This window comes from Methylophilus sp. QUAN (assembly GCF_015354445.1).
Classification (GTDB): Bacteria; Pseudomonadota; Gammaproteobacteria; order Burkholderiales; family Methylophilaceae; genus Methylophilus.
The window spans coordinates 68,888-82,254 of record NZ_JADKYT010000001.1; the positions used below are offsets into that span (position 1 = coordinate 68,888).

Below are 13,367 nucleotides of genomic sequence, written 5' to 3' on the forward strand. Positions count from 1 at the left end.
TTCAAGCCTGGCATCCGCGCACGCTTTGAAGATTAGGTAACCACATGAAACCAAGTATGTTACAAAAGCTCGCCAACCTCAGCGAGCGCCTCGAAGAACTCAACCGCCTGCTCAGCAGCGAAGGCGTGACTGACAACATGGATAACTACCGTAAGATCATGCAGGAACATACGGAAATTACCCCGATTGTTGAGCAGTACCATATCTATGCACAAACCGAGTCTGACATTAAAGAAGCGCATGCCATGCTGGCCGACCCGGAGATGAAAGAGTTTGCCCAGGAAGAAATCGACACTGGCAAAAAGCGCTTGGAAGAAGTCGCGCTGACACTGCAAAAACTGTTACTGCCCAAAGACCCTAACGACGATAAAAACATCTTCCTTGAAATCCGCGCCGGTACCGGTGGTGACGAATCCGGCCTGTTTGCCGGGGACTTGTTCCGCATGTATTCACGCTTTGCCGACCGCCAGGGCTGGAAAGTGGAAGTCGTCTCCGCCAACGAAGGCGAAGTCGGCGGCTACAAAGAGGTCATTGCCAAAATCATCGGCTATGGTGCTTACTCAAAACTCAAGTTCGAATCTGGTGGTCACCGCGTACAACGCGTGCCAGATACTGAAACCCAGGGCCGCATCCACACCTCCGCCTGTACGGTCGCCATTCTGCCCGAGGTAGAAGAAGTGGGGGATGTTGAAATCAACCCGGCCGATATCCGGATTGACACCTTCCGCGCTTCAGGTGCCGGTGGTCAGCACATCAACAAAACCGACTCTGCCGTGCGCATTACCCACGCACCCACCGGCATCGTGGTCGAATGCCAGGATGGCCGCAGCCAGCACGCCAACAAAGCGCAAGCCATGCAAGTGTTGGCTGCGCGCATTAAAGCCAAGCAAGTCGACGAACAACAAAGCAAAATCGCCTCCGAGCGCCGCAACCTCATTGGCTCCGGTGACCGCTCAGAGCGCATCCGCACCTACAACTACCCGCAAGGCCGCATTACCGATCACCGCATTAACCTGACACTCTATAAAATTGAAGCGATCACTGAGGGCGATATGGACGAGTTGATTAATGCGCTGGCGACTGAATATCAGGCAGATTTGCTGGCAAGTTTGGGTGAAGAAAATTAATGCGCTCATTACTCACCTTCATTGGATTAATGTTTTTTCTAAACTTAGCTTTTTCTGAAGAGTTTAGTATCGAGGAAAAAAACCTAATCGCCTTGCCTAAGCCGGTAGTTATGGCAATTAGAGCACCAAAAAATTTCGAATTTCCTGAATGTAACCTGGTGGGAAAAGTAGTGAATATTACTGACACTGCCAAAGCTTCAGAATATATCGCAACCACATCTCAAGCATGTGGCTGGGGTGCAGCCGCAGGACCTATTTGGGTCGTCGCAAAGGTGAACGGTGGCTATACAGTTGTACTACAAACAACTGCATACGCTACTGAAATTTTGAAACATAAAGCTCATGGCCTTCATCAATTAGTGACTACTAGTGGCACAGCAGGCCACGCGTCTTACACACGCTGGGAATTTACTGGTAAAACCTACAGACAACTAGAAAACTACGTATTCCTTCCAGATGATGAGAAGTTATGCAAGGCTCATAAAGAAATATGCCCTTTTGAATCGAACAATTAGTGCGTTGGCGACAAACCGCGTCAAGATAATTAGTTAGCCATGCGCACGCACATATTCATGACATCTTTCAAAATTCCAACGGCCCCCCGCAGCATCCAAAAAGACAACCCAATCAAGTTTCTACTGGATAGCGAGGCTGTAGATTGCCTGGCACACAATATCGGACTGGTACACCCAAGCTTTGACGCACAGACTTTTAAGCAGTTAGCACTTACCAACATTGCACCACTAGGCTTTATGGATAGGTCGGCGCATATTGCGGCTGCTTTAAAAGCAACGCTGCCGGCCAAATTCTCGGATGCCACAGAGATTCTACTTAACACGCTGACGCCGCCCAACGTGCATACCGAGCGCCTGGGCTTGAGCGTGTTTTTCTACTTGCCACATACGCGTTTTATTGCCGAATATGGGCGTGATGCGCAACACAATGGTGGCGAGGATCCTTTTGACACGGCCATGCGCGCTCAATATGAATTGACGCGCCGCTTTACAGCCGAGTTTTCGATTCGCCCGTTTTTGATGCATGATTTTGACCGTACGCTGAACCAGTTAACGCAATGGCTGGATGATCCTGACCCGCATGTGCGGCGCTTGTGTTCTGAAGGTACGCGCTCGCGTTTGCCATGGGGCGCACGCATCCCGCAATTGATTAAAGACCCGACGCCAACCTTGCCGATTCTGGAGGCGCTCAAAAACGACCCGAGTTTATATGTGCGCCGCAGCGTGGCAAACCACTTGGGCGATATTGCCAAAGACCATCCGGCAGTAGCGTTTGAGCTATGTGAGCGCTGGCTCACCAATGCCGACAAAGACCTGAAATGGGTGATCCGCCATGCCGTGCGCCATCCAGCCAAACAAGGCCACGCCACGGCGATTGCTTTGCGCAAAGCGGCCGGCGGCAGGTGATGATGTCTCACACTGTACAACAATGGCTACAAACGGCCCGGCAACAGTTGGCGCAATTTGTCCCGCCGGATGAGGCGAGTATGGAAGCGCAAATATTATTGATGCATGTGCTGAATGTGAACCGTGCCTGGCTGATTGCACACGCAACTGACAACCTGACTGACATGTCTATCACCAAGGTCGAATCACTCTTGCAACGCCGTTTGCAAGGAGAACCGGTTGCGCATATTTTGGGCTCACGCGAGTTTTTCGGGCTCGCGCTCAAAGTCACGCCAGACACCCTGATTCCACGCCCGGATACCGAAACCCTGGTCGAAGCCGCCTTAGCAAAAGTCAATGGCCGCATGCGCGTACTGGACCTAGGCACCGGCACCGGTGCCATCGCACTGGCCATTGCCAGGCATGCACCGCACTGCGAAGTCATTGCAGTAGATGCTTCAACCGGGGCGCTGGCTGTCGCCCAGGAAAACGCGCAAGCATTACACTTAAACAATGTGCAATGTGTGCAAAGCAACTGGTTTGCGGCCTTGCCTGCGCACAGATTTGACCTGATTGTCAGTAATCCGCCCTATATCGAAACAGATGATCCGCATTTGCTGCAAGGCGATTTACGTTTTGAGCCCATCAGCGCACTGGCCTCTGGTGCAGATGGCTTACAAGATATCCGGCAGATTATCGCCGAGGCCCCTGACTACTTAAATGCCGGGGGCTGGTTAATGCTGGAACACGGCTACAATCAGGCCGAGGCCGTGCAACAATTATTGAACGCGCAAGGCTTGCGCACAGTCGAAACCATCAAGGACCTGGGTGGGCAGCCCCGCGTGACGATAGCGCAATGGCCGTAGTGTAAACCAGTATGATTTTTGCTTGAGTAAAGATGCGTTAGTCTCAAGCAACACTTCTGGAAAGACAAGCTATGCAACATATTCCACATATCAAAGCCGTTTTATTCGACCTGGATGGTGTGCTCTACATCGGGAATCAGCTGATTCCCGGGGCATTGTCAGCGGTTGCCCAATTACGCAAGGCAGGGATTAGCGTGCGTTTTGTCACCAATACCAGCACGCTTTCTCTCGACTCATTGCAGCAAAAACTGAATGGTTTAGGCTTCAATACAGTGCCCGAAGAAATCATGAGTGCACCACAAGCGACCATACAGTATCTGAAAAGACAGCCTAACCCGGTCTGCAAATTATTGCTGGCAGAGGACGTTAAAAAAGACTTTGCCTGTTTTGATCAATCAGAAACGGCAGCCAATTATGTGGTGATTGGCGACATCGGTGATCAGTGGTCTTACGAGTTACTCAATGAAGTATTTCATTGCCTAGTGAATGGTGCGCAGTTGATTGCCATTCATAAAAATCGTTTCTGGCAAACCGAGACCGGTCTGCAAATGGATATCGGTGCATTTGTGACTGGCCTGGAATATGCCAGCAATACCAAAGCCATGCTGATGGGCAAACCGTCACAACATTTCTTTAATATGGCGGTCGATGGGTTACGACTCAAGCCATCCGAAGTAGTCATGATAGGCGATGATATCGATGCCGATGTAGGAGGCGCACAAGATGCCGGATTACATGGCATTCTGGTGAAAACCGGCAAATATAGGGAAACCTACACACGCTTGTCAGCGGTAGATCCGGATGCCATGATCAACTCGGTGGCCGATTTGCCAGCGTTGCTGGGCTGCCTGTCCGAAGCGGCACAATAAAAGCAGATACGCCCCGTCTCGCCGTTTGGGCATGCTGCATAGTATAATTGCAGCATGTCTGAATCGAATTCTGTTGGTATCGTCAAAGCGCAGGTTGCGCATTTTACCCAGCCGCTGACCCTGAAAAGTGGCGCAGTGCTGCCACAATACCACCTGACCTATGAAACCTATGGTGAACTCAACGCGGCCAAAACCAATGCCGTGCTGATCTGTCACGCCCTGTCTGGCAACCACCACGTCGCTGGCCGCTATTCGGCAGATGATAAATATCCTGGCTGGTGGGACAACCTGATTGGCCCCGGCAAACCGTTAGACACCAATAAATTCTTTGTGATCGGCCTCAACAACCTGGGTGGCTGTCACGGCAGTAGCGGCCCTTCGAGTGTCGATCCACTGACTGACAAGCCCTATAGCGCGACATTCCCGGTCGTGACCGTGGAAGACTGGGTAGAATCACAAGCCCGTTTACTGGATTACCTGGGCATTGATCAATTAGCGGCCGTGATTGGTGGCAGCCTGGGCGGCATGCAGGCACTGCACTGGAACATCGTTTACCCTGAACGCGTGCGTCATGCGTTTGTGATTGCCTCTGCGCCTAATTTAACCGCGCAGAACATGGCGTTTAACGAAGTGGCGCGCCAGGCCATTATTACCGACCCGGAGTTTTTTGACGGCGATTATTACAACCACGGCACGGTACCGCGTCGTGGTTTGCGCATTGCGCGTATGCTCGGCCACATCACCTATTTGTCTGACGACGTGATGGGCGAGAAATTCGGCCGTAAGCTGCGTCATGGTGACGTCAAATACAGTTTTGATGTCGAATTTGAAATGGAATCTTACTTACGCTATCAAGGCGATAAGTTTGCCGGTGAGTTTGACGCCAACACCTATTTGCGCATGACGCGCGCGCTGGATTACTTCGATCCGGCACTGGATTATGACGGTGACTTGAGCAAAGCGCTGCGTCGCGCGCAGGCAAAATTTGTGGTGATTTCATTTACCACCGATTGGCGCTTTTCACCTGCGCGCTCGCGTGAGATTGTCAAAGCACTACTCGATAACGCCTTGCCAGTGAAATATGCCGAGGTCACCTCAGATCACGGCCATGACGCATTCCTGATGCCAGACCCGTATTACCACGACATCATGCGCGCATATCTGGAGCAGATTAAAGTATGATAAATGCGAAAATTACAAATATTCGCCCAGATTTTGCATTAATTACAAACTGGGTGAATGCCAAAGCCAAAGTCTTAGATTTGGGCTGCGGTGACGGCACGCTGCTGACACATTTGCACGAAACACTGGCAACCACAGGCTACGGTATTGAAAAAGACGATGCCAACTGGCTGGCGGCATTAAAAAATGGCGTTGATGTGATTCAAATGAACCTCGAAGAAGGCCTCTCCGGCTTCGAAGACCAGTCGTTTGATACGGTGATTTTGTCACAAACTTTACAAGCTATGCACAACACTGAAAGCATCGTGCAAGAGATGCTGCGCGTGGGCCGCGAAGTGATTGTGACTTTCCCCAACTTTGGTTACTGGCGTAACCGCATGCAGATTACATTCGGCACCATGCCAGTGTCTAAAAGCCTGCCTTACCAATGGTATGACACACCCAATGTGCACTTGTGCACCATCAATGATTTTGACGATTTTTGCGTGCAGCACCAGATTCAGGTCATTGAACGCAAAGTGATTACTGGCGGCCAGGATGTGCACTTACTGCCCAATCTGATGGGCAACCTGGCGATGTATCGCCTAAGAAAATACAGCGCCTGATCGCCGCCACAGCAAACAATTACCCTAATATTCGCTGCCTACACTGGCTGACGAATAACCACTACCAACAATAGGGCGCATCTCGCATGCTGCCCTATTGCCCACAAAAGACCAACAATTAAAAATAACAGATATATTGACTTCCATCTATTATTTATCAATAATGATAATCATTCTTATTATCAATTAAATAAGAATACATGGTAAGACGTTTGTGAGTAACGCAGCCAGTTAAAAGATTCTGGCGCGGATTAAAGACGCCAGTCATTAATAATTACTCAAAAGGAAGTTAGTAAAATGAAAGCTCAATATTTAAGCATCGCTATCGGTGCAAGCCTGTTTGCAATCACCAGCCTGGCACAAGCCAACACTACTTACAGCAGCTTTGTCGACGTCACGGACTCAGTCTCGTTTGATGGCTGGAACCAGCTGAACCGTAACCGCGTTGATGATAATGGCGCCGCTAACCCACTGACCGCAGCACAATTGGCCGCAGGGACTGCAGGTAACGTTACCGGCTCAGGAGACGCATTGCTGACCCAGGTTTCCGGCAGCTACTACCCCGCTGGTTTTGGTTTGTATGGTGATGGCAACCTCACATTCACTGACAATACCGTTGCAAGCAACATCAGCGCACTGGCATTTCAGGGCATCGTCAATGACTTCAATGCCTCATTCGGTGGCGAAGCCTACACTATCACCCTGAGCTACAACGGCGGTAGCCAGGCAATCGCAGGCACATTGGTCAACTTTGTGAATACTGGTACTGTTGATGACTATTACTACTACTCCTGGGATTTGAGCGGTATTTCTACACCGATCACCTCTTACACTTTAAATTTCAGCGCTGGCTTCTCACAAGCCCTGGCCTTCCAGGTTGATCAAGTTGCCTCCGTGTCTTCAGTGCCTGAAGCTGACAGCTATGCCATGATGATGCTGGGCCTGGGTGTGATGGGTGCTGTTGTACGTCGTCGCAACAAATAATCACCGCATAATAAAGCCATGAAAAAAGCCCCGGGATTGCCGGGGCTTTTTATTTGTTAACCATGCTAATTCAAATTCAACGCTTTCAAACGACGATACAGCGTATTTCTGCTCATGCCTAACTGGCGTGCCACAGCAGAGACATTCCCCGCCTGCTGCTGCATAGCGACACGAATCGCTTCATCAGACTGTGCTTTCAAGGTTAATACCGGTTGCAGCACGGGGTCACGCTCGGCCTCCACTGCCATTTCATCCAGAAAATCATGCGTCAGGTGCTGCCGCTCGATCACGCCGCCATCGGCCAGTGCTACTGCCGTACGCAACACATTATGCAACTGGCGCACATTGCCCGGCCACGGGTGCGTGGCAAATATGGCCATCACGTCATCACTTAGTGTGGTTTGTGGTGCCTGCTCGATTTGCAGAATCATCTGAATCAGGCGTGACATATCCTGGCGCTGGCGCAAGGCAGGTAACTGCACGGTTAACCCGTTGATACGGTAATACAAATCACTGCGAAACTCGCCTGCGGCGACTTTATCCTTGAGCTTCTGGTTGGTAGCGCTCAGCAATATAAAATTCACCGGGATGGATTTGCTGGAACCTAAAGGCGTCACGCTGCGTTCCTGCAATACACGCAGCAACCTGGCCTGTAACGACAAAGGCATATCGCCGATTTCATCCAGGAACAAGGTACCGCCATCAGCCTGCTGGATTTTGCCGACATTGCCTTTACGCTTGGCGCCGGTATACGCCCCTTCTTCATAGCCGAACAATTCAGCTTCGATCAATCCTTCCGGCAACGCCGCACAATTGACCGCAATAAACGGCTGCGTTCTGCGCACACTGGCATCATGAATCGCCCGTGAAAATAATTCTTTACCGGCGCCGGTTTCACCCAGGATCAAGACCGGGATATCGCGGTTAAGCACTTGCTTGACCTGACTGATGGCTAATTTTAATTGCGGGTCGCCGCTATCCAACAACTCCAGGCTGGCCGCCGATTCACGAGGCACAGACTGCATCGGCCTGCTGGCTATGCCAGGCGCCTGCAGACTGGACGCACGTGCAAACAGGCGCGCACCGTTGCGCAAACGCAAGGGGAACAAGACATCAGACGACAATCCACGCTGTTTGAATACCAGCCAAGATTCATCAAAAATATCTTCAAACGGGATGCGACGGGCGGATAACACATCCTGGTCCAGCGGCAGGCCGAACTGGAACTGGCCGCTACGGTTAATCGCCTGCAACTGGCCCTGCGCATCAAACAAGGCCACGCCTTCCCACAAAGTGCCGATAAATTCTGGCCGCACATGAAAATGCACGCCAATGTCACCCTCGGCCGTGGCATGGAACAAGCGGTTTTCCACCATTTGCGCGGCCATTTTGACCAGGGCAAGTGTGTGTTGTTGCGGCGCATTTAAGTCATTGGACACATCCAGCGTGGCGACCAGGTGATTGTTGGCCGCAAATATAGGCACGGCAGAGCAACTTAATGAATGATGATAAGCCATAAAGTGCTCGGCACCTTGCACGCTGATCGGCAGGCGCTCGACCAGCGCAGTCCCAATCGCATTGGTGCCACGGTGTTCTTCGCTCCACGAGGCGCCCGGCAACAATGAAGCACGAATCTGGTTTTCTTCAACGCCTTCACCGCGCGTGCGCAAGATCACACCTTCGCTGTCAGTCAAAATCACCAGGCTGCGCGTATGGGCAATTTGCTCGCTGAGCGTGAGCATTTCCGGCTCGGCATGCGTCAGTAATAAACGGTTCTTTTCCAGTCGCTGCGACAGTTCCTGCGCCGTAATAATCTGGTCTTCACCTGGCGCCTGCTCGTCCACGCCTTTGACCATGCAACGCCGCCATGAGCGTGCAATCGCCTCAGCAATGGCACGCTGATCGTCGCGCATGCCAGGCTGTGGCATTTGAGAAGCGGGCGGGGAATATTTATTGGGCATTTAACACTGAACACCTGTCACATCAGATTGAACAACTGTACCAGTATGACACAGTCGTGAACAGTATTCGCCGCGCGGCGCCCCCTCATGAATGTTTTCATACCAGATTAAGCAATTGATTTTAATTCATTTTTTACAATTTCCCAAATAATGCATGCAGTTGGCACGCGCGTTGCAAACAATGGCAAGCCGTCACAAAAGAAGCCTTTGCTGACCGCTTGCAACACCACACATTCCAGCTTCACCGCAACCATTTTGGAGGTTATTTATGCAACAACGTATCAAGCTCGCCATCACTGCAATGATGCTAGCCAGCGTGAGCACCAGCGTATTGGCAAATGCCGAACTGGACGCCATGATGAAAGACGACAACCAGTGGCCGATGGCGCGTAAAGACTACGCAAACCAGGGTTACAGCCGCTTGTCGCAAATCAACAAGAGCAACATCAAACAATTGAAATTGGCTTGGACATTTGCCACCGGCGTTAACCGCGGCCACGAAGGTGCGCCACTGGTCATTGGCAATACCATGTATATCCACACCGCATTCCCGAACAACGTGTATGCGCTGGACCTGAACGACAACCAGAAAATCCTGTGGTCTTATTTTCCTAAACAAGACCCGGATGTACAGTCTGTATTGTGCTGCGACAACGTAAACAAGGGCTTGGGCTACGGCGACGGCAAGATTCTGCTGCAACAGAATAATGGCGTGCTGGTGGCTTTGGATGCCAAAACCGGCGCCAAATTGTGGGACGTGAAGGTAAACGACCCGAAAATGGGTGCTGCCAACACCAATGTACCACACGTGTTTAAAGACAAGGTCATTACTGGCTGTTCTGGTGGTGAGTTCGGCGTGCGTTGCCATATTTCAGCATACAACCTCAAAGATGGCAGCCTGGCATGGAAAGCCTATAGCACCGGTCCTGATAGCGAAATGCTGATCGGCAAGGACTTCAACAAAGAAAACCCGCACTACAACGCCTTATCTGTGTATGAAGACGTGAACGGCGGCAACAAAATGGGCGGCTCCTTCAAGCCGCTGGATAAATCTCAATTGAAATATCCTGAAGCAGACCTGGGTGTGCGCACCTGGTTGAAACCGCAGCAACAGAAAGACGGCTGGCAAAACGGTGGCGGCCCAACCTGGGGCTGGTACTCATACGATCCTAAATTGAACCTGATGTACTACGGCACCGGCAACCCAGGTACCTGGAACCCGGACGTACGTCCTGGCGATAACAAGTGGTCGATGACGATTTTTGCCCGCGACCTCGATACAGGCATGGCACGCTGGGCTTACCAGATGACACCACATGACGAGTGGGATTACGACGGCATGAACGAGATCATTCTGTGGGAAGCCAACGGCAAACAACTGGCCTCACACTTTGACCGTAACGGTTTTGGCTACACCTTTGACCGCACTAACGGCACTTTGCTGGTAGCGGAAAAAATGCATCCGTTCGTCAACTGGGCGACCAAGATTGACCTGAAAACAGGGATTCCGGTCAAAGACCCGAAATACTCCACGCACCAGGATTACAACGCCAAAGGCGTGTGTCCTTCGGCGCTGGGTGTGAAAGATGAACAGCCAGCGGCTTACTCGCCAAAAAACAAAACCTTCTACGTGCCGCTGAACCACGTGTGCATGACGTATGAGCCTGTTGAATCCAAGTATGTGGCTGGTCAACCATGGGTTGGTGCTACTTTGACTATGTTTGCTGGTCCTGACGGTGTGATGGGTGGCTTTATGGCCTGGGATGGCCTCAAAGGCAAAGCCCAGTGGTACAACAAAGAGAAATTCTCTGCCTGGGGCGGCGCATTGGTCACGGCCTCTGACCTGGTGTTCTACGGCACGCTGGACCGTTGGGTCAAAGCACTGGACGCCAAAACCGGTAAAGAACTGTGGAAGTTCCAGGTCGGTTCCGGCGTGGTCGGCAACATGATCACCTACGGCCACAAAGGCAAGCAATACGTAGGCGTATTGTCCGGCATTGGTGGCTGGGCGGGTGTGGCCATGAACCTGGGCCTGACCAACGATACCGATGGTTTGGGTGCAGCCGGTGGTTATAAAGAGCTGACCAAATACAACGCTGCGCCTGGTGGCGGTGGCATGAACGTATTCAGTTTATAAGGAAGGAAATCTGATGCAATTATTCAACAAAACCTTGCTGGCCACAGCATTGCTGGCGATGACTGCTTCAGCCATCGCTGGCAGCGGTGCCGAAGCACTGGCACAGAAAAGCGGCTGCCTGTTATGCCACGGCGTAGACAAAAAAATTGTAGGCCCTGCTTACAAAGATGTCGCAGCCAAATACAAAGGTGACAAAACCGCAGAAGCCAAGTTGATTCAAAAAGTTAAAACTGGCGGTAGCGGTGCGTGGGGCGAGATGCCTATGCCACCTAACAGCCCACAAGTGAAGGACGACGATATCAAGACCATCGTCCAGTGGGTATTAAGTTTGTAGTTCCCCTGTGAAATAAAGCGTCAGTGGCAGCGCTGGAATATGGCTGCCATGCTTGCAACGGTGCCTCCACTGGCGCTGCATTTCCAACGTTTTACCATTGATCTCCGAGTGTGGCCAACCCGCAAGGGTTGGCTTTTTTTTGCCTTGAGATTGGCGACCAGTTAAAAGCGTTTACAATGCGGGCATGACCATTGCACAAACCCTGTTTACGCGCCGCATGCTCATGTGTGTGGCACTCGGCTTTAGCTCCGGCCTGCCACTTTACCTGCTACTGCAACTCCTGCCCGCCTGGCTACGCAGTGAAGGCCTCAACCTTAAAACCATCGCCGCCTTTGCCTTTATGCAGTTGCCCTACACCTGGAAGTTTTTATGGGCGCCGCTGATGGACAGATACAGCCTGCTACAAGCGCTCGGACGCCGCCGCAGCTGGATATTAGCCACACAACTGGCCTTGCTTGCCAGCATTATCAGCCTGGGCATGTTTCAACCGCAACAAGACATCACCGCCGTCGCTTTCCTCGCCACCCTAGTCGCCCTGTTTTCCGCCAGCCAGGACATCGTCATTGACGCCTACCGTCGCGAAATTTTAAGTGATGAAGAGCTCGGCCTGGGCAACAGCATACACGTCAACGCCTATCGCATCGCGGGGCTAGTGCCCGGCTCACTGGCACTGATACTGGCCGATCACCTGCCATGGTCGCAAGTGTTCCTGATTGTCGGTCTGTTCATGTTACCGGGCATCGGCTTTACCCTGTGGTCACAAGAGCCTGCCATTGTCAGCACACCCAAAACTCTGCTGGCCTCGGTCGTAGAGCCATTTAAAGAATTCATGCAACGCAGCGGCTGGCAGCACGCGCTGTGGGTATTACTGTTTATCCTGCTATACAAACTCGGCGACAGCATGGCCACCGCACTCGCCACCCCGTTCTATATCGACATGGGCTACAGCAAAACCGATATCGGCGCGATTGTGAAGGGCAGTGGCCTGGTGATGCAAATTGCCGGTGCCTTTGTCGGTGGTTTATGGATGCTTAAACTCGGCATCAATCGCGGCCTGTGGGTGTTTGGGGTAGTGCAGGCCTTATCAATACTCGGTTTTGCCTGGCTGGCACATAGCGGCCCGTTTACCGAGATTGGCGTGGTTGAACGCAGCATGCTGGGCATTGTGATTGGTGTTGAAGCGTTTGGCATCGGTCTGGGCACCGCGGCCTATGTCGCCTATATGGCGCGTGAAACGAATCCAGCGTATACCGCAACACAGCTCGCATTGTTTACCAGCCTGTCGGCCGTCCCGCGCTCTGTGTTTAATGCACTTACTGGCGGCATGGTGGAAAGCCTGGGTTGGGAACAGTTTTTTTATGTGTGTACCTTGCTGGCGATCCCGGGGATGTTATTACTATTTAAAGTAGCGGCGTGGCGGGAACGGTAGTTGATTGCTGATCAAGCATTCCTTTTCGCCTCTCGGCGAGTCACTTTCTGGTGCTTGTCCCCCAGAAAGTAACCAAAGAGGAAGACACCCAGCCATCACGGCCTAAAGGCTCCCTTGCGTTGCTCAAATTAGGACTTTCGTCCGTTGCTTTGCCGGACTTAGGCATAAGCCGGTCACGAAACTCAACCTGGCAGCTCACACAAAACGTGAGCCGCTGCGGGATTCGAACAGTCGCTCCCTCTACTCTTATTTTGTTTCCGCTACTCAGCGTGATGGAATGGGAGTTATCTCGCCAAATGAACGTCGCATAAATACGGACGGTTCAAAAAAAACAGATTGGTTTATGAAAATCACGAACGGTGGCGCTCGAACGATGTTCGGGGTCCCCATCTGCCGCGCCGAGCAACGCAGGGTTGACGGGAGTCTTCGGCCATCGGCTGTCCGAGTTCCGCAACAAGCCACGCTCTGTGTGG

At 51.8% G+C, this 13,367-nt stretch carries 12 protein-coding genes; 11 read left to right on the forward strand and 1 reads right to left on the reverse strand.

What is annotated here, in order from left to right; genetic code table 11:
• Positions 1-44: 44 nt before the first annotated feature.
• From prfA to INP79_RS00355, 8 genes are all read left to right on the forward strand, one after another.
• Positions 45-1,127, forward strand: coding sequence for a peptide chain release factor 1 (gene prfA, locus INP79_RS00320; RefSeq protein WP_194752484.1), 1,083 nt, complete (start codon positions 45-47; stop codon positions 1,125-1,127).
• The gene (locus INP79_RS00325) at positions 1,127-1,642 is read left to right on the forward strand and encodes a hypothetical protein (protein WP_194752485.1); all 516 of its coding nucleotides are present in this window, start codon (positions 1,127-1,129) and stop codon (positions 1,640-1,642) included. The genes prfA and INP79_RS00325 overlap by 1 nt, the downstream gene beginning before the upstream one ends.
• A 57-nt stretch (positions 1,643-1,699) precedes the next feature.
• Complete coding sequence (locus INP79_RS00330) at positions 1,700-2,548, forward strand: DNA alkylation repair protein (RefSeq protein ID WP_194752486.1); 849 nt, start codon at positions 1,700-1,702, stop codon at positions 2,546-2,548.
• 2 nt (positions 2,549-2,550) lie between these two features.
• Positions 2,551-3,393, forward strand: coding sequence for a peptide chain release factor N(5)-glutamine methyltransferase (gene prmC, locus INP79_RS00335; RefSeq protein WP_194753779.1), 843 nt, complete (start codon positions 2,551-2,553; stop codon positions 3,391-3,393).
• Positions 3,394-3,464: 71 nt separating this feature from the next.
• Positions 3,465-4,262: a TIGR01458 family HAD-type hydrolase gene (locus INP79_RS00340; protein WP_194752487.1), complete on the forward strand. Its 798-nt coding sequence runs from the start codon at positions 3,465-3,467 to the stop codon at positions 4,260-4,262.
• Positions 4,263-4,316: 54 nt separating this feature from the next.
• On the forward strand, positions 4,317-5,444 hold the full coding sequence (locus INP79_RS00345; protein ID WP_194752488.1) for a homoserine O-acetyltransferase: 1,128 nt from the start codon (positions 4,317-4,319) through the stop codon (positions 5,442-5,444).
• On the forward strand, positions 5,441-6,049 hold the full coding sequence (gene metW / locus INP79_RS00350) for a methionine biosynthesis protein MetW (RefSeq protein WP_194752489.1): 609 nt from the start codon (positions 5,441-5,443) through the stop codon (positions 6,047-6,049). Before INP79_RS00345 ends, metW begins: the two co-directional genes overlap by 4 nt.
• A gap of 297 nt (positions 6,050-6,346) precedes the next feature.
• Positions 6,347-7,033 (forward strand): PEP-CTERM sorting domain-containing protein, encoded by a 687-nt coding sequence (locus INP79_RS00355; protein ID WP_194752490.1) that lies wholly within the window; start codon positions 6,347-6,349, stop codon positions 7,031-7,033.
• 65 nt (positions 7,034-7,098) lie between these two features.
• Here the strand turns inward: INP79_RS00355 and INP79_RS00360 are convergent, their stop codons facing one another.
• Entirely contained in the window at positions 7,099-8,961 is a 1,863-nt protein-coding gene (locus tag INP79_RS00360; RefSeq protein ID WP_194753780.1) for a sigma-54-dependent Fis family transcriptional regulator, read from the reverse strand.
• 301 nt (positions 8,962-9,262) lie between these two features.
• On the opposite strand from INP79_RS00360, the gene INP79_RS00365 reads away from it, so the two are divergent.
• The 3 genes from INP79_RS00365 (at position 9,263) to INP79_RS00375 (ending at position 12,894) form a co-directional block, all read left to right on the forward strand.
• Positions 9,263-11,131, forward strand: coding sequence for a methanol/ethanol family PQQ-dependent dehydrogenase (locus tag INP79_RS00365; RefSeq protein ID WP_194752491.1), 1,869 nt, complete (start codon positions 9,263-9,265; stop codon positions 11,129-11,131).
• Positions 11,132-11,144: 13 nt separating this feature from the next.
• Positions 11,145-11,465 carry a c-type cytochrome gene (locus tag INP79_RS00370; protein ID WP_194752492.1) on the forward strand — a complete coding sequence of 107 codons (321 nt, stop codon included), beginning with the start codon at positions 11,145-11,147 and terminating at the stop codon, positions 11,463-11,465.
• Positions 11,466-11,649: 184 nt separating this feature from the next.
• Positions 11,650-12,894, forward strand: coding sequence for an AmpG family muropeptide MFS transporter (locus tag INP79_RS00375; RefSeq protein ID WP_194752493.1), 1,245 nt, complete (start codon positions 11,650-11,652; stop codon positions 12,892-12,894).
• Positions 12,895-13,367 lie beyond the last annotated feature (473 nt).